This is a genomic window from Microvirga brassicacearum, from assembly GCF_008757455.1.
Taxonomy (GTDB): Bacteria; Pseudomonadota; Alphaproteobacteria; order Rhizobiales; family Beijerinckiaceae; genus Microvirga; species Microvirga brassicacearum.
Map to the genome: position 1 here is coordinate 49,807 of NZ_VCMV01000071.1, position 18,604 is coordinate 68,410.

Annotated in this window: 14 protein-coding genes; 1 reads left to right on the forward strand and 13 read right to left on the reverse strand. The window is 61.5% G+C overall.

Features of this window, described 5'->3' with window-relative positions:
* Positions 1-67 precede the first annotated feature (67 nt).
* From FEZ63_RS22700 to FEZ63_RS22730, 7 genes are all read right to left on the reverse strand, one after another.
* Positions 68-703, reverse strand: coding sequence for a TetR/AcrR family transcriptional regulator (locus FEZ63_RS22700; RefSeq protein ID WP_150949184.1), 636 nt, complete (start codon positions 701-703; stop codon positions 68-70).
* 117 nt (positions 704-820) lie between these two features.
* Positions 821-1,642 carry a class D beta-lactamase gene (gene blaOXA, locus FEZ63_RS22705; RefSeq protein WP_150949187.1) on the reverse strand — a complete coding sequence of 274 codons (822 nt, stop codon included), beginning with the start codon at positions 1,640-1,642 and terminating at the stop codon, positions 821-823.
* A 211-nt stretch (positions 1,643-1,853) separates the two neighbouring features.
* Positions 1,854-3,446, reverse strand: a complete 1,593-nt coding sequence (locus FEZ63_RS22710) for a gamma-glutamyltransferase family protein (protein WP_150949190.1) — start codon at positions 3,444-3,446, stop codon at positions 1,854-1,856.
* A 45-nt stretch (positions 3,447-3,491) separates the two neighbouring features.
* The gene (locus tag FEZ63_RS22715) at positions 3,492-4,163 is read right to left on the reverse strand and encodes a GntR family transcriptional regulator (RefSeq protein WP_150949194.1); all 672 of its coding nucleotides are present in this window, start codon (positions 4,161-4,163) and stop codon (positions 3,492-3,494) included.
* Positions 4,164-4,218: 55 nt separating this feature from the next.
* Entirely contained in the window at positions 4,219-5,085 is an 867-nt protein-coding gene (locus FEZ63_RS22720) for an ABC transporter permease (protein ID WP_150949197.1), read from the reverse strand.
* On the reverse strand, positions 5,082-5,891 hold the full coding sequence (locus FEZ63_RS22725; RefSeq protein WP_201274273.1) for an ABC transporter ATP-binding protein: 810 nt from the start codon (positions 5,889-5,891) through the stop codon (positions 5,082-5,084). Before FEZ63_RS22725 ends, FEZ63_RS22720 begins: the two co-directional genes overlap by 4 nt.
* Positions 5,888-6,916 (reverse strand): ABC transporter substrate-binding protein, encoded by a 1,029-nt coding sequence (locus tag FEZ63_RS22730; protein ID WP_150949203.1) that lies wholly within the window; start codon positions 6,914-6,916, stop codon positions 5,888-5,890. The genes FEZ63_RS22725 and FEZ63_RS22730 overlap by 4 nt, the downstream gene beginning before the upstream one ends.
* Positions 6,917-7,070: 154 nt before the next feature.
* On the opposite strand from FEZ63_RS22730, the gene FEZ63_RS22735 reads away from it, so the two are divergent.
* Positions 7,071-7,781: a fumarylacetoacetate hydrolase family protein gene (locus tag FEZ63_RS22735; protein ID WP_150949206.1), complete on the forward strand. Its 711-nt coding sequence runs from the start codon at positions 7,071-7,073 to the stop codon at positions 7,779-7,781.
* A 119-nt stretch (positions 7,782-7,900) separates the two neighbouring features.
* On the opposite strand, the gene FEZ63_RS22740 is transcribed toward FEZ63_RS22735, so the two are convergent.
* The 6 genes from FEZ63_RS22740 to FEZ63_RS22765 form a co-directional block, all read right to left on the reverse strand.
* Positions 7,901-9,943, reverse strand: a complete 2,043-nt coding sequence (locus FEZ63_RS22740; RefSeq protein WP_162419828.1) for a bacteriophage N4 adsorption protein A — start codon at positions 9,941-9,943, stop codon at positions 7,901-7,903.
* Positions 9,944-10,076: 133 nt separating this feature from the next.
* On the reverse strand, positions 10,077-12,185 hold the full coding sequence (locus FEZ63_RS22745; protein WP_150949212.1) for a glycosyl transferase family protein: 2,109 nt from the start codon (positions 12,183-12,185) through the stop codon (positions 10,077-10,079).
* A gap of 10 nt (positions 12,186-12,195) precedes the next feature.
* A complete protein-coding gene (locus tag FEZ63_RS22750) occupies positions 12,196-14,424 on the reverse strand; it encodes a cellulose biosynthesis cyclic di-GMP-binding regulatory protein BcsB (protein ID WP_150949215.1) in 2,229 nt (742 codons plus the stop codon).
* Between the two features lie 7 nt (positions 14,425-14,431).
* Positions 14,432-15,586, reverse strand: a complete 1,155-nt coding sequence (gene wecB, locus FEZ63_RS22755; RefSeq protein WP_150949218.1) for a non-hydrolyzing UDP-N-acetylglucosamine 2-epimerase — start codon at positions 15,584-15,586, stop codon at positions 14,432-14,434.
* A 462-nt stretch (positions 15,587-16,048) separates the two neighbouring features.
* The gene (locus FEZ63_RS25315) at positions 16,049-16,210 is read right to left on the reverse strand and encodes a hypothetical protein (protein ID WP_201274265.1); all 162 of its coding nucleotides are present in this window, start codon (positions 16,208-16,210) and stop codon (positions 16,049-16,051) included.
* A gap of 377 nt (positions 16,211-16,587) precedes the next feature.
* On the reverse strand, positions 16,588-18,579 hold the full coding sequence (locus tag FEZ63_RS22765; protein ID WP_150949221.1) for a PhoX family protein: 1,992 nt from the start codon (positions 18,577-18,579) through the stop codon (positions 16,588-16,590).
* Positions 18,580-18,604: the final 25 nt, after the last annotated feature.

An 18,604-nucleotide genomic window follows, 5' to 3' on the forward strand; every position in this document is an offset into this window, starting at 1 on the left:
CTTCCCCTTGGCCTCTGGAGCCATTTCACGTTGGTCTTGGTGCCGCCCCGTTCTCACGCCGCCGCATTCAGCGGCTGAAATCGTGTTGTGCGAGGGTTTCAAGCCGCTGGCCGACCAACTCGGCCAGGATCTTCAGATTTCGTTCGAAATACGCCTCGTCCTTGTCGAGGAAGCGTTCGAGACTGAGCCCGCGAATGGCGATCAGCATGAATTCGAAAATCGCCACAATGTCGGGACGCGCATCGTTCTCGGAGGTATGACGCTCAAGCCAGGGATGCAGAACGGTGCGCATGGTGTCGAGGCGATGCGTGACGACGCGAGGGTGCAGCACCCCATCCGAACGTGTCCCGATGATGATTTCCCAGATGGCCCAGTATTCGGGGTCGCCGTAGACCTGCCAAAGATGTTGCACAAGGTCCGAAATGTGCAGGACGCCGTCCGGAGAGAGGTGTTCCTCCGCCTCGAGGCGATCGCGCATGCGCTCCGACGCATGATCGAGCACGCCGAACATGAGTTCGTCCTTCGTCGAGAAATGATGATGCAAGGCGCCCGTCGTCACCCCTGCCCGCTTGGCAATGAGCGCGGTCGTCGTGCCGGCAAAACCGACCGTATGGAGGAGCTCGATTGCCGCGCCGATCAAGATCATGCGCGTTTCGGCGCTGCGATCGACCTGCGTCCGTCTTCGACTGGGCGCGACGCTCATCGGCGGGAATTTTCATACATATCGATTAGTATGTAAATTTGCGAAAGCCTGTCAACCGCCAAAGTTCCCCTACGGCGTCTATTCAATGGGGGAGATGACGAGCCCTGCGCGCCACGCTCACCGGAGCAAACCATCCGTCAAGGTCGGCCACTCCTGCAAAAACGCACCGCGCGCCCTTATTCCCGCTAATCCCGTCTGTCTCTTCTCGTCCTGGATCAGACGCGCGAACACCAAAGTATCATCACCCTTCGTTGCCCAACCGACGAACCAACCCCAGCCTCGCGCTCTGTCGAACTTTCCATCGGCCTGCCGAGGAAACGCCGAACCTGATTTACCAAAAATCATCCAACCACCTTGAAGCCGGGTGCGTTCGACGATCTGTCTGGTCATGTCAAAAGCCCGAGGGTGCACTTTCAGCCGTCGATTGACGAGCTTCTCAAGAAAGGCGACCTGCTCCAACGGTGAAATCTGCAACGAGGAACTAATCCAGGCTCGCTCCAACGCGTTGTTCTGTCCCGCATCTCCTGAGAAATCGGCGTTTCCATATTTGAAGTCCCCGGCGTATCGCTGAAGGCGCTCTACTCCGAGAGCATGCGCGACTTGTTGCGAGAACCAGACCACCGAGTATTTCATCCACCTTGTCGGGTCTGTGGGCTGCCTCCAAGCCTCGCCCAGCCAATCGGCATATCCCGGACGGAATGGCAGCGTCGGCGAATGCGCGTCAGTCAAAACGCCAGCATCGAATCCCATGAGACTCAGGGCGACTTTGAAAGTGGAGGCTGGGGTGACGCGGTTCGTGCAATCGCCTTGCTGCAGAAGAATCCTACCGTCCGCTGCGTTCGCGATCACGGTGCAAATGGTCTTTGCATCAGCAGTGGAGACCGGCAGCGCGATCGTCAAGAGAGACAGTGCAGCCAAGCAGTACTTTATCAAATTCATGTGCTGGATCGATCTGAAATGGTGCGTCGGAACCGATGACGCGTTGGCAATTCTCGAGCAGTCAAACTTTGGAGCCAACAAACCGAAGCCGCCGCCCGCAATGACCGTGAGACCGCCGCATGGCAACCGGCTGAGACAACCGGTTTTACATGCAGCGGCACGCGAGGCGGGAGACGATCATCCGTTCGCCAGTTGCAAATGAACGCCGAGCTCAAAAACCGCCGGCCTGCCCATCCTTGCGCGGATCGGAGCCTGCCACGTAGCCTCCATCGATGGACTGGATCAGTTGGCTCCCGCCAAATCCGAAGCTTTCGTCGGCTGTCTCGGACTTGATCACGTGTCCCCGCACGGCGAGGCCGTCGCAAAGATCTTGTCGCATGGTCGACTCGAGAGCGACGTCCAAACCTTGCAGGATCCGCCACCGGGGAGCGTCGGATGCGGTCTGAGGATCCTGTCCCCAGATTTGCGTGCGCAGCACCATCTGCACATGCCCTTGGGCCTGCATCGGTCCTCCCATGAGGCCGAACGCCATCGTGGGTTTGCCGCGCTTGGTCACGAAGCCGGGGATGATGGTATGGAACGGCCGTTTAGACGGGCCCACCTGGTTCTGATGTCCGTTCTCGAGCGAAAAGCCGAAGCCGCGATTCTGCATGCTGATTCCGGTTCCCGGCACCACGATTCCCGATCCAAAGCCGGAATAGTTGGATTGGATGTAGGACACCATCATGCCGGATTCGTCGGCCGCGGCGAGACAGACCGTCCCGCCATCTTTCGGGGCACCCGCTCCAAAATTCTGCGCTTTCGACCGATTGATCAGCTTGGCTCGGCTCGCCAGATAAGCGGGATCGAGAAGATGCTCGGTCGCCACATCGATCATGAAGGCGGGATCCGCCACATACGCGTGCACATCGGCCGTCGCGAGCTTCATCGCTTCAATCTGCAAGTGAACGGCGTCCACGTCGTCTGCGCCCATCCCGGCGAGATCGAAGGTTCTCAGGATCCCGAGCGCCATCAGGGCGGCAATGCCCTGTCCGTTGGGCGGGATCTCATGCAGCGCCACCTCGCCGATCTCCTGGGAGATCGTGCCGCACCAATCATTGGTGTGCGCAGCGAGATCGCTCTCGTCCAGCACGGCGCTGTGTTGGCGCGCGAAGGCGGCGATCTTCTCGGCCAGGGCTCCCCGATAGAACGCATCGCCTTCCGTCTCCGCGATCGACCTGAGGGTGCGGCCAAGGTCCGCATTGCGATAAAGTTCGCCCGTTTCAGGCGCTCGGCCATCGGGCATGAACGCCTCGCGAAAGCCGGGTTGCACGTGCAGTTCCAGTGCGGCCCGACGCCATTGTTCTGCAACCAACGGCGTGACGTGATACCCGCGCTCTGCATAATCGACCGCCGGCGCAAACAGATCAGCGAAGGGAAGTCGGCCGAACCGCCGTGAGAGATCAACCCATGCCGAGACAGCTCCAGGGACCGTGACGGATTCCCAACCCCGACGGGGCATCGATGAAAAGCCGACGAAACGCTCCGGCGTCCATTGAGCCGATGAACGACCCGAAGCGTTCAGTCCGTGCAGCTCCTTGCCATCCCAGAGAATGCAGAACGCATCCGATCCCAATCCGTTGCCGGTCGGCTCCACGACCACGAGCGCAATGGCGGCGGCCAACGCTGCATCGACGGCGTTTCCGCCGCGCGCGAGCATACGCAAACCCGCCTGGGTCGCCAGCGGATGGGACGTTGTGACCGCGTTGCGCGCGAACACGGGGGAGCGGCGGGACGGATATTCGGATTGAATGACGTAACGCACAGGGTGATCCTTCGTTATGGCCTGACAGAGCGGTGATCGCGAACGTTATCCGCCGAGCTGCGCTTCGATCTTGTTGAGCGTTCGGTGGTAGTGTTCAACAAGCATCTCGCTCGCAACCGGGATATCTCCGCCGAGGACGACGTCCATGAGTTCGCGGTGCTCCTCAAGGCCGTTGCGCCGTGGATAGGCGTATGAATCGGAGACGAAGATGTAGCGCTGCGCATGATCCATCAAAACCTCGCAGAACTCCAGCATCCAGGTGGACTGACAGTTTGCGATGAGTGCGATGTGGAACGCGCGGTGCGGAACCTCCCACTCGCTTCGATCCGCTGCACTCAACTCCTGCTTGGCCGCCTGGACACGCGACAGGCGGTAGAAGGCCAGGACGATGTTTTCCTCCCAGGCGGTGGAGCGATTGCGCATCGATTCCTCGAGCGCCTTTGTCTCCAACCAGCAGCGCGTCTTCACCAGTTCGCGCCAATTCTCGATGCTGATGGCGGGAACGAAAAATCCCCTCTGCTCATGCCGATCGACGAGACGTTCTGCAGAGAGCCGGTTCAGCGCCTCGCGGACCGGGTTCGTCCCGACGCCGTATCGCTCGGCCACAAGATCGATCGCGAGCTTCTGGCCGGGCTCGAGAGCACCCATGAGGATGTCCTGCCGAAGTTTTCGGTAAACGATGGTTGCCGCGGTGGTTTTCTCGATGACCTTGGTCACGTGCCGGTGCTCTTTTGGTGGGTGAACAGGAGAGCAGGAGGAGCTTGGTCAGACATTATTTGTGGCTGTCCTGAAGATTGCTGTCCCGATGCCAGAACACGAAGCGTTTCTGGATCCAGACCACGGTCCCGAACGTCATAAGGCCCAGGAGGCTCAGGTAGATGATCAAGGAGAATACCCGCGGGGTGTCAAGCTGAGATGCGGCAACGCGGATCAGTTCACCGAATCCCCGGCCTCCACCCAGGAATTCGCCCGCGATGGCCCCGGCGACGACGCTGATCGAGGCAATTTTCACGCCTGTGAAGAACTGTGGCAGGCCCGTTGGGATCTTCAGTTTAATCAGGGTCTGCCAACGGCTGGCGCCAATGCTCTTGAACAGCATGCGCGCATTCGGATCCGCGGCGTGCAACCCGGCTGCTGTCCCGACAACGACCGGGAAGATCGAGATAAAGGCAGCGAGTGCGACTTTTGACGCGATTCCAAAGCCCATCCACGCGACAAAAAGCGGAGCGAAGGCAAGTTTCGGCATGGTGTCGATCGCCACGATATAGGGCATCACGGCGCGCTCTCCAAAAGTCGTCTCCCCGACCAGAATGCCGAGCGCAACACCGATTCCGACGGCGAGGACGAAGCCGAATATCACCTCCTGCGCGGTGATCCAGAACGCGGCGAGCATGTAGTTTCCAGACAGCAGGCTCTGTCCCACGAAAACCAGATCCTGCGCCGTCCGCCAGGGGCTCGGCAGAATGATCGGGGACACCAGGCCAAGACCGGTCACCAATTGCCATAGGCCGAGGAACACCACCAAGAGACCGAACATCGAGACGGCGCGTGGAAGGGCGTCGAACCAGGACAGGTTCTCATCCCAAATCGTATCCGGCGGCAGGCCCTCGCCGGCAACCGTCGGCTGAATCCCGCTCATATGAAAGCTCCCTTGTCGAGACGGCCGCGGATCTGCTTCGTGTATCGCCCGAACAGCGGGTCGCTCAGCATGTCGAGCGTCCGCGGACGGGGAAGGTCGATTTGAACCGCTTCGACAAAACGCCCGGGACGAGGCGACATGACGTAAACCACGTCCGACAGGATGACCGCTTCGGGGATGGAATGGGTGACCAGAAACGCCGTCGCATTACGCTCCAGGCAGATCCGCTGCAATTCCATGTTCATGAAGTCACGGCTGATCTCGTCGAGCGCGCTGAAGGGCTCATCCAGCAGCAGGACGTCCGGCTCGGCAATCAGCATCCGGCACATGGCCGCACGCTGCGCCATGCCGCCGGATAACTCGCTCGGGTAAACCTTGTCGAAGCCGCGCAGACCGACAAGGTCGAGAAGCGCATGGGCCCGATCATGCACCGCCAATGCTGCCTTCTTGCCGTCTTGAATCTCAATCGGCAGAACGATGTTTTCGAGCGTTGTGCGCCAAGGAAAGAGCGTGGCCTGCTGAAACATCATGCCGATGTCGCGGCGTGGGCCGAGGACCGGTTTTCCGGAAAGCATCACGCTTCCCGAAGACGGAGGCGTGAGCCCGGCCATGATCTTCAAAAGAGTGGACTTGCCGCAGCCGCTGGCTCCGATCACGGAAGCGAACTGCCCTTGTTCGAGGGTGAGATCCACCTTGTCGAGAGCCTGCACGTTGCGTCGTGCAAAGGACTTGCTGACGCCGCGCAATTGAAAGACCGGCCGGGCGACGTGCCCGGCCGGTGCCTTTAGGTTGGAAACAACGCTCACTGAGCGATCCCGGTATTCCAGTCCTTCACGAACTGGTTCGTATACGCCTTCTGCAAGTCGGGCAGAGGAGCCTTCAACGCGCCGCTCGCCACGAGCGCCTTCTGCCACAGGTCCCATTGCTCGGGATGATGATAGCCCCAGCCGTTGGAGAGATCCGCTGGCGTTACCCGGCCCTTCATTGCCTCGAACAGGGCTCCGGAGAAGGCTTTGTCCTCGCCTTCCTGCGGGTTACCGAGCTTCGCATGCGTCAGGACCTTGTCCTTGTTGGCGGGATCGGCTGCAAAAACCGAACCCTTCACGAGCGCCCGTCCGAAACCTTTGAGCGCCTCAGGATCCTTGTTGATGAAATCGCGGCTCGTCACATAGCCATTGCCGAAATAGGCAAGGAACTTTTCAGGCGTGATCTCGCGCAGCGGAACACCGCGCAGACGCAGGATCGCCGCATCTCGCGTGCCGGATGCGTAGGCGTCGATATCGCCGCGCATGAAAGCAGCCGTCGCCATGCCCCCATCACCGACGGTCAGGAACTCGTAATCGGTGCCTTCCTTCATCTTCAGGTCATCGAGGATCGCGCGAACGAACGCCACCTCTGCGCCATCGGCAGTGCCGACACCGATCTTCTTGCCCTTCAGTTGATCGGGAGTCTTGAACGTCGAGTCTTCCTTGACGACCAACCCGAACTGGCTTTTGGCAAAGTTGTTGTAGAGAAAAACCATGTCGAGGCCGGATGCGCGGGCCGCAAGCAATGGGCCCGGCCCGGGATGGCCGATCTGCGCCTGCCCGGCCGCGAGCATCTGGAGAACCTGGCCGGAACCGTTCACGCTCTCGGGGCGGACCCGCAGGCCTTCCTTCTCGAAATACCCTTCGCCCATGGCGACATAGAACGGATAGTAGCCGACGCCCCCGGGACTCGGGAAAACGACGGTGATGTCCTTGGGACTCTGGGCGCCGGCCGGCGCGATCCCGCTCAATCCACAGGCTACGACCGCCGCACAGATACTGAAAAAGCCTCGACGATTTCCCATGCTTGTCCCCTCGTTCCTTGTTGAAGGCAAAATAAATGCATTATTGCGGATATGTGTCAAAAAATATTTTTTTTGACGTTTGGCCTCTTTCATGCATTTTTGCATCACGCTGCCTAACCGCGCGCCAGTTGATCCAATAAGGGCAAAATCGACCATGTCAGAGCATGCAGAATTCGTCGTTGCGAGACCCGCGACCGTCTCGCTTCCCGTCGCGGGAAGTTCCGAGCGGTTCCCGGTTCGGCGCATCTACTGCATTGGGCGAAACTACGTGGCGCATGTCAGGGAGATGGGCGGCGACGAGAACCGCGATCCGCCCATCATTTTCCAGAAGCCGACCGACAGCATCGTGCAGGACGGGTCGCTCGTTGCGTATCCGGCGATGACCGACAATTACCACTTCGAACTCGAACTCCTCGTCGCGATGAAATCCGGCGGATACGACATCCCGGTGGCGGAAGCACTCGAGCATGTTTATGGCTACGGAATCTGTCTCGACATGACCCGTCGCAGCGTGACCGAGGCGCCGGAATCACCGCGCCTTCCGTGGGAATTGAAGAAGTCGTTCGACCAATCGGCCCCCTGCAGTGCGATCTATCCTGTCGAACAGGTCGGCCATGTGAGTTCAGGGGCGATACGTCTGGAAGTCGACGGAGAGGCGCGCCAGAATTCCGACCTCAATCTGATGATCTGGAAGACACCGGAGATCATCTCCACATTATCGCGCTATTTCTCCCTGCAGCCGGGCGATCTCATCATGACGGGCACGCCCGATGGCGTCGGTCCCGTCCTGCCGGGAAATGTCATGGTAGGGACGATCGAAGGGTTGGGAAAACTGACGATCACGGTAAGCAACCCCGCCGCATAAATGCAACGTTGGCTTCCCGTTAGAACATCAAGCGAAAGCCCTGAACGCCGAAAGGCTTCGGGGCTTTTTGCTCGTCGTTTCCCACCTTCGGCAGCTGCGATCGATCGGCCGAGGGAACGTCAATAGGACAAGGTTATACCCGCAAAAGCACCTTGCGCGCGATCGTCACCCGCCAGCTTGGCACGGTACTGAACGTTGATGTCGATGAACGACATCGGCGCCGTGTGCTTGCTCTCCCGGAACCAGTAGCGGAGATTGAGGCCCGCTCCCGCGCCGACGGCCTCGGGGGTGTCCAGGAGGCTGTCATACCCGCCGCCGACCGACAGAAACGGCGTCAGGACCAATCGATTGCTGATCCCGTCCATCCGAAAGCTGCGGCCGACACGAGCCTCGAAGGCGCCGACCGTCTGCTTCTCCTCGACGTAATATCCAAGATCCCCGTACACCTGCCATGTCCACCAATCGGAGACATCGACCCGCAAATCCGTTCCGCGACCGTCGGAAAAGGCCGCGCGGAGAAGCCCATCCGTGCGGGCATATTCGCCGATCGGAAACAAGCGGCTTGCCTCCAGCACGAGATTGAAGCTGCTGAACGGCTTCCAGCGCGCGCCGACCGAACCTTGCGCGGTCGAGATCCCTGTCGGCCCGTCGGTCTCGTCGCTCAACGTTTGAAAGACCCGGCCGAAGACTTCGACGATCGCACCGTTGCGATAGCCAATCCCGGGCGGGCGCCAGTAGATCTCGGATCCAGCCTGCAGCACGTTCCCGGCCGTTGGAACCGGTGCGAACGGCACACTCGGCATCACACCGACAGCGCCATAAAGCAGGCTCGCATAGGCGCCCCAGGTTCGCTCCAGTTCGCCGACTTCGCGGCGCAGCCCGAACAGATATTGCGGTTCGATCGCGAGTCGCCCGCTCGCAGCCTCATCGATGGCTGCCTTGAGCAGTTCCGCGGCTGAATCGTTCTTATACAACCGCTTCGCCGCATAGGCCGCATCCACATAGCCCAAGCCCTTGAGTTGGCCTGCTGCGCGGGCGCGGCTGAAGTGCTCGTCTGCGGTCCGATCATCCCCGACACGGTTGGCCAAATAGGCGAGGTCAAGAGCCGCGAGGGGTGACAACACGCTCTGCGCCTCGGCAAACCGGCGGCGCGCCTCGTCCTTGCGATTCAAATCGACCAGAAGCCCGATCTCGGCGCTTGTGACCGTCGCCTTCTCCTGAGCGGTCGCTCCATACGTGGCCGCATTCCGGAAGGCGTCGAGAGCCTCCTCGCGTCGACTGAGGGCGAGGAGCGCGAATCCGGCGCGGGCCGCGACCGCGTAGCTGCGTTCGCCTCTCAAGCCCTTGAGCGCATCGAGCGCGCGCTGCGGTTGCTTCGCCGTCAGGCTCGCGTCGGCCAGCGCCAGCCGCAGGGCTCGTGTATTCCGGACGGGCGATCTGCGGGCCTGAAGTGCCGCCGCGAAATCATCGGCAGCGGCGGCGTGCTGGCGGAGCGTGACCCGAATATAGCCCCGTTGCGCGAGAATCTCTCCGTCACCTGGGTGGTCCGCCAGCGCAGCGGTGGCAACCCGCTCGGCCTCCTCCGGGCGTTTGCCGGCCGATAGGGTATTGATGAGAAGAAGGCGATAATCCCGACGGTCCGGATCGAGTTCCACGGCTTTGCGGGCCTGCTCGATCGCCGTCGCATAATCTTTGCGCGCATAGGCCTTGTAGGCGCTGTCGGCTGCTTGAAAACTCCGATCCGAGACTGCCTGCTGCTGACCCGGCCGTCCGGCTGCAATCGCCCTCTGAGAGATGCGCTCGCGCACGCGGTCGCGCTGTTGAACCAGTTCAGGATCCTGAATTCCCGCCTCGATGAAACCGGAAGCCGTCCTGTCGGCCTCCTCCAAATCGCCCGATGCAGCCAATGCCTCGACGAGCAGGCGCCTCAGGCGGTTCACATCTGGACGCTGACGGATCGCGTCCCTCGCTTTTGTGACGGCAGCCGCGTAATCACCGCGACTGAACGCTTCATAGGCTTGACTTGCGCTCTCGTAGGCTGAGCCCGTCAACGGCAACTCCTCGGCGGCCTGAGCTCGCGCATCTCCCACCGGACCGACCAGCGCGGCGACTGCCATCAGGGCCAGCACGCTCTTCCGTGAGTGTCGGAGTCTATCGGGCATGCACGTCCATCTCGTGAATCGGCCGGCAATCAGAGGGACTATCGTGCCGCTGGTTGGACTCCATGCTCTCGGATGCGCGAGCCGCTGGCGCATTTTCCGCGAACGTGGTGAAAAAGCCGTTAACTTGGGGCCACTAGACGTCCTCAAGCAAAAGCCCTTGCTGCACGCGGACCGCCTCATGGATCGCGTCGCGTGTGACGACGCCTTCCTTCACGAGAAAATCGCCGATGCGTCCGTGCTGATCAGGCCGGTAGGTTTCGAGAGCCGATGCGAGCACTCCGGCGCCGACTAGGCCCCGTTCCAACAAGATATCCCCTAGGGGCGGCACGGCATGAACCTGGAGGCTACCTGTTTGATCCTGAAGCAGGAGCAGGCCCGCGGTAATCTCACTCTCCCGCGCGATTCGCTGCTCCGGCTCGTAGCCTAGAATGGAGCGTAGTTTCTTCAGGACATCCGCGCTAATCGGCCCCGCGACGGCGACCACGATCGGCGTATCGTTGCCGGCCCTGACAGGCAGCAAGTGCTCCCTCAAGCATAAATCGGCCGGCAACAGACCAACGTTCGAGCGCACCGATTCCGCGTCGAGATGGATGCGCGGCAGATCCTCCTGGAATGCAATGGCCTCCGCAAGAGTCTCCTCGTTGAGAAGGCCTCGCGAAACCAGGATGCGGCCCAGCGGCATGGCCCTCTCCGTCTGCTCGTCAAGAGCACTCTGAACGGCCTGCTCGTCCACGGCCTGCCAGGCGATCAAAATCTCCCCGAGCCTGTGCCGATCCCGGACCAACGCCTCGGCATTGGGAAAGTCATGCATCGTCTTGTCCCAGACGATGCGGGTGCCAAAGATGTAATGTGACAGAAAGATTTTCCAGGCGCGGGCTGTCGCCATGAAGTTAACGAGGTTGCCCACCACGAGACGCGGAACCGACATGACTCCGTGCGCCCAGCCGAACAGACGTGTGACGAAATAAATCCGCTGCGCGACGCGGAGCGAATAGGCGATCACGTTCAGCCAGATGATCGTGCCGAGCCACTGTTCGGTCGCAAAGATCGACGGGTACTGGTTCGTCCACCATCCGGCTCCTGCGGCCGCCTGGAACAGGATGAACTGCGCCAGCAGGATGTAGGCCAGGATCGCCACGAGACTCGTGAGAATGCCCTTGCGGTCGCGAAGCAGAAGATAGCGGTGCGCGAACGATCCGGCCCAACCGATCTGCGACCATCCCTGCAACCCGATCCCGAGAGTCCACCGCGCCTTCTGCCGATATGAGGCTCGAAACGTGTCGGGGAAATACTCGCGAACGCAGAGCGGCATCATCAGAGTCACCTCCTTGACGCGCCCGTAACCGAACCATGTCTTGCGCCGGACCTGGAACTGGACCGGGAACCGCGCCATGATCGCCTTCATTCCCATGCGCGACAGCCTGATGCCGATATCGTAATCTTCGGTCAGGCTGTCCGTGTTGAAAGGCTGGTTGTTGGACGTGGCGATGAGCGCCAGCAATGCCCGCCGCGAGAAACAGGTTCCGACGCCGGCAGAGGGCACGACGCTGGTCATGCTTTCGCGAACGACCAGGTCCTTGGCGTGCCATTCGGCGAACTCATCCATGTAGACGCCGGCAATGAGTTCGTACCAATCGCGCTCGAGCGACGTGACGGGCAGCTGGATGAGATCGATCTGTGGCAGCAGGTAATTGAAGAACTTCAGCTCCAGAGGATGCAGCACATCTTCGCTGTCGTGCAGGATGACACCCGCGAACTGGATGTCGTGCTGCTGCTCGTGAAGGAAAACCGCTTGCACCACCCAGTTAAGGCAATCCGCCTTGCAGGTTGGTCCGTCGTGAGGAACCTCGACACGGACCAGCTGCTTGTAACGTCGCTTCATGCGCTCCACCTCGGCGATGGTGGCGGCGTCGTTGATGTAAGTTCCCACGAAAATCGCGTATTGCCGATAGTCGAGCACGCTCACCATGTTTTCCAGCATGGGCGCGATGACGTCGTATTCCAGCCAAGCAGGGATCATGATGGCGAGAGGCTGCTCGTCGCGCTCCCGTAGTTGCTCGGGCGTCAGCGGCGTGTATCGGCGCTTGATGACGAGTGCTCGGTGCGCCTCCCGAGTCCAATACCACGCGTCGACGAAGAGATCGTCGATGCTTGAGATCAGGATAAAGATTGCCACCGCAGCCGAAACCATTTCCAGGACGGCGTAGTACTCGGCAATGAAGTATGGCCCGAAGGAGAACATGAGGGACCGGCTATCCGTGGTCGCCGCGGGCGCGGCGTCGCCGCACGTGTCTCGCCCTCAAAACGATCAGCACGAAGAGGCTCGCTGCCGCAGCCGATCCACTCCACGCAACGTTGCCCCACAATTTTTGAAGCCATGACCTGCGATCGATGCCGGCAGGCCGGTTGCCGAACGGGTCGCGCGTATCGATCTGGGCGAGAACTCCTCGAGGCCCCAGCACCGCAACGTCTCCTCCAGTCAGGACGAATGGCATCTCAAGGGTCGGCAGGCGATCGCCGATTGTCTTGTAAAGAAGTCCCGCATGATCACCCGCGCTGACGACGCTGAGGGCTCCAAGCCCATCGAGGCCAGCCACATCGAGCAGATGGGTGCTGTCCCGCCCGGCGATGATGAGGCGGTCGCCCTCCACGCTGGTCCTTGCCGGCACACCGTCGATCGGCACGTTCAGAGCAAGAAAGGGCATCGCCGGTTTCACGGCTCTCGAATCCGAGCTTGCCATGAACGATGCCCGCACGGGAGACAACCCGGTTGCGTCGGCCAGACGGATCGCCGTCGCCAGGGTTGCGGGCGCGTTGGCGAGCCACGTGTCTGGAACGATGAGCGCTGCGGCGCCGGCAAGGCGTGGCATCACCCCCGCGAAATCATTGGCGGCCGGAGCCTTTTCCAGAAGGAGGCGGCTGGTCGGCAGGACCGCAACGGGATAGGCCTGCGGCGTTTCCCGGCACGGCTCTCCGGCAGTCTGTCGCTGAAAAGAAACGCGCAGGACGTTGGCGGGCTTGAGGACATAGGAGGGAATCCCGAGCGCGATGCGCTCCGGCTGCCCGTCGGCGTCCAGACGCCTGGCGCCGAGCAGACTGTCGTTGAGAAATACCGACGCGACGGGAGGGGTCGTCGATGCACCGGGGGCGGCGGATACATCGAGTTCGATCCGGGTGGGCACGCGTCCATCGGACGCTAGGGCTCCCAGATCGAAAGCGGCACTCCAATCTCCGCGCTCCAGCACGTCGAAGCTCGTGGCAGCGCCGCCAAGGCGCGTCAGCGACACGGCCGATGCCTTGCCGGAGGCGTCGTTGGCGCTGCGAATGACGACCGCCTTCGACACGGCGATCCTTCGCCAGTGATCATCGAACAGACCCGCAGCCGTGGCGCCCGCATCCGGCGCAACGGCGATCAACGGCTGCCCGGCCAACCGCAAGAGTTGCACGGCACCGGATTCGAGCGGCTCATCCGCAAGGTTCATGGCCTCGGAGCGCCACTTTGCCAAAGCCGCGTTGGCATCTGGCGCCGCGGCATCGATTTGTCGGTCGAGGGCTGCAAGCGCCGCACTGATCTTCCGCCGGAATTCTTCGTCGATGACAGCCACCTGCGCCTGAACCGGCGCCGCACCGAGCGCCAATAAGGCGCCAATTTCAGCAGGATCGGTGATTTTGCGACGCCCCGTTCCAACCAGATTTCCAAACGCCGGGATAGTTCGCAACGCGTCCGGCACGACGATAGTCGCGAGATCGACCTCATCGCCGACAGACGGCAAGGCCTTCACGATGGCGCGCTTGCCCGCCCGCTCGAGGGCGACGCCGAGACGCCATGCGGCATCGTAGACATCCCTTGAGATCGTCTGGCCCGAAACGGCGATGGTCACGGATAACGGCAGGGCCGTCCAGGCGGTGGCAAGATCGCGAATCGAAGCGCCGTTGTAGCGGTAGAGCAGCCGGGTCGTCGGCGCGATTTCGAGGATGTTGCCGTTCATCCGCTCGCTGCCGCATGCTCGTTCCGAGGCGATCGAGGACCACACCGCGCCCAGCCGCACAAAGCCGCCGTTCCGGGGCGATCCATCGACATCGATCGACAGGCCGGCATTTCCCTCCGGCTGCGTGAAGGCGCGGGATGAAACGGGGGAGCCGTCGAGGGAGAGGACAAGAGTCGTGCGGTCGCCATCGCTGCGCAGATACCGGGCGTCGAACTGCAGGCGCGCATCGGAGATCGGAATGTCCACCGGAACGGGGAGAAAGATTTCGCGACGCGCGTCCGCCGCGTTCAGGATGAGCGGCTCTCGAATGCCGATCTCCTTCAGCATGATTTCCCGCGCGACCACCGTGTCCGCTGTAAGCTTGACGAGAGCATCCGCGATTTCGCTGGCGGAGCCGGCGCTCGGCCAGGTGATGAGAGCGAGAGCCGCCGTTGTCTTGGCGGCAGCGAGAGCTTTGTGGGCGAGCGACTGGTAGGGATTCATGGCGTTCATTCGATAATCACTCGGCGGCGACAGGAAATTGCGGCGAGAATTCCTCGACAGATCGACCCGTCAGGGTCGCGGTGATGCGTGCTGCCGCGCCGCCGTCGCCATATGGGCTCCCATGCGGCACAAAGGCTGCGGATATCGCCTCTCGGTCGAGAAGCGCCGCAACTTCCCTGACGATGCGCTGCGGATCAGTGCCCACGAGGCGCACGTTTCCGGAAGCGACCGCCTCGGGACGCTCGGTGACATCGCGCATAACGAGAACCGGCCTTCCCAAGGATGGCGCTTCCTCCTGCACGCCACCGGAATCGGTGAGGATCAGGTGCGAGCGTTGCATGAGATAAACGAACGGGATGTAGTCCTGAGGCTCGATGAGATGGATGTTCGGCCTATCTTCCAGAGCCGCGCGGACCGGCCCGCGAACATTCGGATTGAGATGAATCGGGTAGACGATCTCAATATCTTTTCTGAGAGACAACGCCGCCAGGGCAGAGCAGATATTGGCGAAACCGGCGCCGAAATTTTCACGCCTGTGACCAGTGACGAGCAACAGCTTCCGGTCGGGCCGGAGTTGATTGAATTGTGTGTCGAGACGCGCCCGGAGGTCAGCGTCGCCGCGGAGCCGATCGGTCGTCAGGCGCAAGGCGTCGATCACCGTGTTGCCGGTCACGACGATGCGCCCGGCAAGCCTCTCGGCTTCAAGATTGCTCCTGGCGCTCGCGGTCGGTGCGAAGAGCAGGTCGCTCGCGATATCGACGACGCGCCGATTGAGCTCTTCGGGCCATGGCTGACCCATATCATACGTGCGCAAACCTGCCTCCACATGGCCGACGGGAATGCGCCGGTGGAATGCCGCGAGGGATGCGGCCATGGCGGTCGTCGTATCGCCGTGAACAAGCACCCGATCGGGGCTGATGGAGGTGAGCAGGGTATCGAGAGCCCCCAATACGCGAGCCGATAATCCATTCAACGTTTGGTCGGGGACCATGACGCCGAGATCGTGCTCAGGCCGGATCTCGAAAAGCCCGAGAACCTGATCGAGCATCGCACGATGCTGCCCCGTGACGCAGACGACGGATGTTATGCCGGGCTCGGATTCCAGTGCCTTGATCAACGGCGCCATCTTGATGGCCTCAGGACGGGTCCCGAATATTGAAAGGATCTTCACCGGAGGAGGCCTTTGTTTTTGCGGCCCCTTTGGGCGAGAAGCCGACGGCCCGAAGTTTCATGGGAATTATGCCGGCCGCGAGGGCCGCTAGAGGACGTGCGCTAGCCAGGACGGTTGAACGACGGAGTCGGAGAATGCTTGCTACGAACGCGCTCGCAGCCAGCTGAGAAGGGCTGTGGTGGCGGGTCAGCAATTCTAGTTACGCAGAGGAAATTTCACAACAGGGCCCCACCTGTCTTTATCATTATGGTAATTTTTGCCTGATCGCATGCCTTTTTCAGATTGCTCCCAAAGTTGTCAATGGGAAAATCAGACGTTTCCGGCCCTGCAGGTTGAAAAACAGGTAATTACCTGTCGAATAATCAACGATTTACAGGCGACAGCGCGGCGAAAGCGAAACTATGTTCCAGTTGACGCGAATCCGCCGATAATCGCTGCAATTCCGATCACAACGCAAAACGGCTATTCGGCCTTGGCCGAGATCATCGCGATGACAGCTTGCCGCATATGGTCGAGATGGCCGGCAAGAAGTTGCAGGCATTTGGGGTCACGGGCATGCGCCGAAGGATCGTTGTCGCGCAGCACACTGTTGCCGGAGGCAGCGAGCACTTGGCCGTCGCGCACCGAACGGCCCACCCGTCTTGTCGATCACACCGGCCTGACGCATGAGCTGGATCGCCTGGCTCATATACTCGCGGTCTTGATCGGTCACAGCCCGCTCCGTCGCGGATTTCGCGTCCTGCGCCTGGGCGGACGTTGCGCCCGACCCCGCGACGGTGGCGGCGAACATCGCCGCCCCGGCTGTCAGAAAATCGCGGCGTTGCAACACGCGCGGACGAAAAAAGAACGTCCAACGACGGTTTCGCCGCGATCGCCATTGGGTAAACGGGCCGGCATCCCGCAGTGATTTCTCCTTCGTACGCGGCGGCGTCTCTTTGTCGATTTGCGCCCACGCGTTCGCGTGAGCGCCCCATTCGCTGAGTGTCTTGCCACTCGCCCCGCTAGATCCCGATCTTCCCGCCCTCCGTCTTGGTGATCGCCACGACGGAGGGACGTGTCGGCATATCGGGTTTGAAATCGGGCCAACGCGTGGAGAGGTCCTCGTAATAGGACGGGCGGCCGTGGCCGTCCCAGTCGTCGCCGCCGTCGGCAGGGTGCTGGATGGCGACGAAGGCAGTTTCGTCGTCCGGAGTGAAGAGCGGCCCGCAGAGTTCGCCGCCGACCGGGACGCGGTAGAACAGTTTCGAGGTAGCGCGTGCGGGACCTTCGGTGTCCACCGCCCAAAGCCCGTCGGTGCGGCCGGTGGCTTTGTTAGTGTTGCCGTCGGTCGAAACCCAGAGGCGCCCGGCGGCGTCGATGGCGCAATTGTCCGGCATGCCGAACCATCCGTTCTTCGTCGTCTCGGTGGAGAAGGTCGCGCCCACCTCGGCGATCGAGGGATCGCCGCATTTCAGGAGCACTTCCCACTTGCCCTGTGTGGCGGCGAAATCACCGTCGGCTTCGGCGATCTCGATGATGTGACCGAAGGCGTTCTTGGCGCGCGGATTGGCGGCATCGACCTGCTCGCCGCCGCGTTTGGTGTTGTTGGTCAGCATCACGTAGACCTTGCCGTTATGGGCGTTCGGTTGAACGTCTTCTGGCCGGTCCATCTTGGTCGCGCCGAGAAGGTCGGCGGCACGGCGGGTTTCGATCAGCACGTCGGCCTGGCTCTCGAAGCCGTTGGCAGAAGTGAGCGGTCCCTGACCGAATACAACCGGGAGCCAGGCAAGCGTGCCATCCTGTGCAAATTTTGCGACGTAGAGCGTGCCCTCATCGAGCAGATCCATGTTGGCGGCACGGTTGTTCGGATCGAATTTTCCGGCGGTGACGAATTTGTAGACGTAGTCGAAGCGCTCGTCGTCGCCGAGATAGAACACGACGCGCCCGTCCTTGGCAACGATGGATTCCGCGCCCTCGTGCTTCGTGCGGCCGAGCGCCGTGCGCTTCTTCGGAACGGCGCGGGGATCCAGCGCGTCGACCTCGACGATCCAGCCGAAGCGGTTCGCCTCGTTCGGCTGCTTCCCGATGTCGAAGCGATCATAGAAGCGCGCCCATTCGTAGGAGCCTTCAGGGATGCCCAGGCGCTTATAGTTTGCGGTCTCGCGATGGCCCTCGGGCAGCTTGCCGTCGAAATAGCCGTGGATGTTCTCCTCGGCCATGATGTAGGTGTTCCACGGCGTGACGCCGCCAGCGCAATTGTTGATCGTGCCGAGCACCTTGATTCCGCTTGGATCGGCCTGCGTCTTGAGGCGGTCATGGCCGGCGGCGGGACCGGTCATCATCATCTCGGTATCCGCCGTGATGCGGCGGTTGTAAGGGCTTTCCAACACGATACGCCACTTGCCGTTCACCTTCTCGATCTCGACGATGGTGCCGCCATGGGCCGCGATTTCGATATCGACCTGCTCCTTCGTCAGCGCCCCCTGCTTCACCTTGCCGTCGGTGATGGTGACGAGACCGGGAAACATCAGATGCGGGTTGGTGTATTCGTGATTGACGACGAGAAGGCCGCGCGTCGAGGAGCCCGCAAGCGGGATGAAGCCCACATAGTCGTTGTTGTAGCCGAACTGCCGCACCTGGGCGGCCGCGCTCTGCTTCGTCGGGTCGAATTCCGGCGCATCCGGAAAGAGGCGATCACCCCAGCGCAGCAGCACGTCGGCCTCGTAGCCTTCCGCAACATGGTGATCGGCATCGACGCCGGCGGCCACCTCCTTGAAGGCAAACGCCGAGGCTGTCCCGGCCTTCGCGGTTTCGGCGCTCAGCAGGGCGACCGGACTCACTGTCGCGGCGATCGCCGACACGGCGAGCGACCCTTGCAGAAAACCGCGGCGGGAGAAGCGCGCGCCGATGATCTCGCCCATGGTCGGGTTGTCGCTCGGATTGCGCGCCGGCGCGTCGGCCTCCTCCAACTGGCTGGTCTTGAAGAGATCGTGTTGCGAAACCGGCTTGTTCATGAACCTGTCCTGGATATCCGTTGAT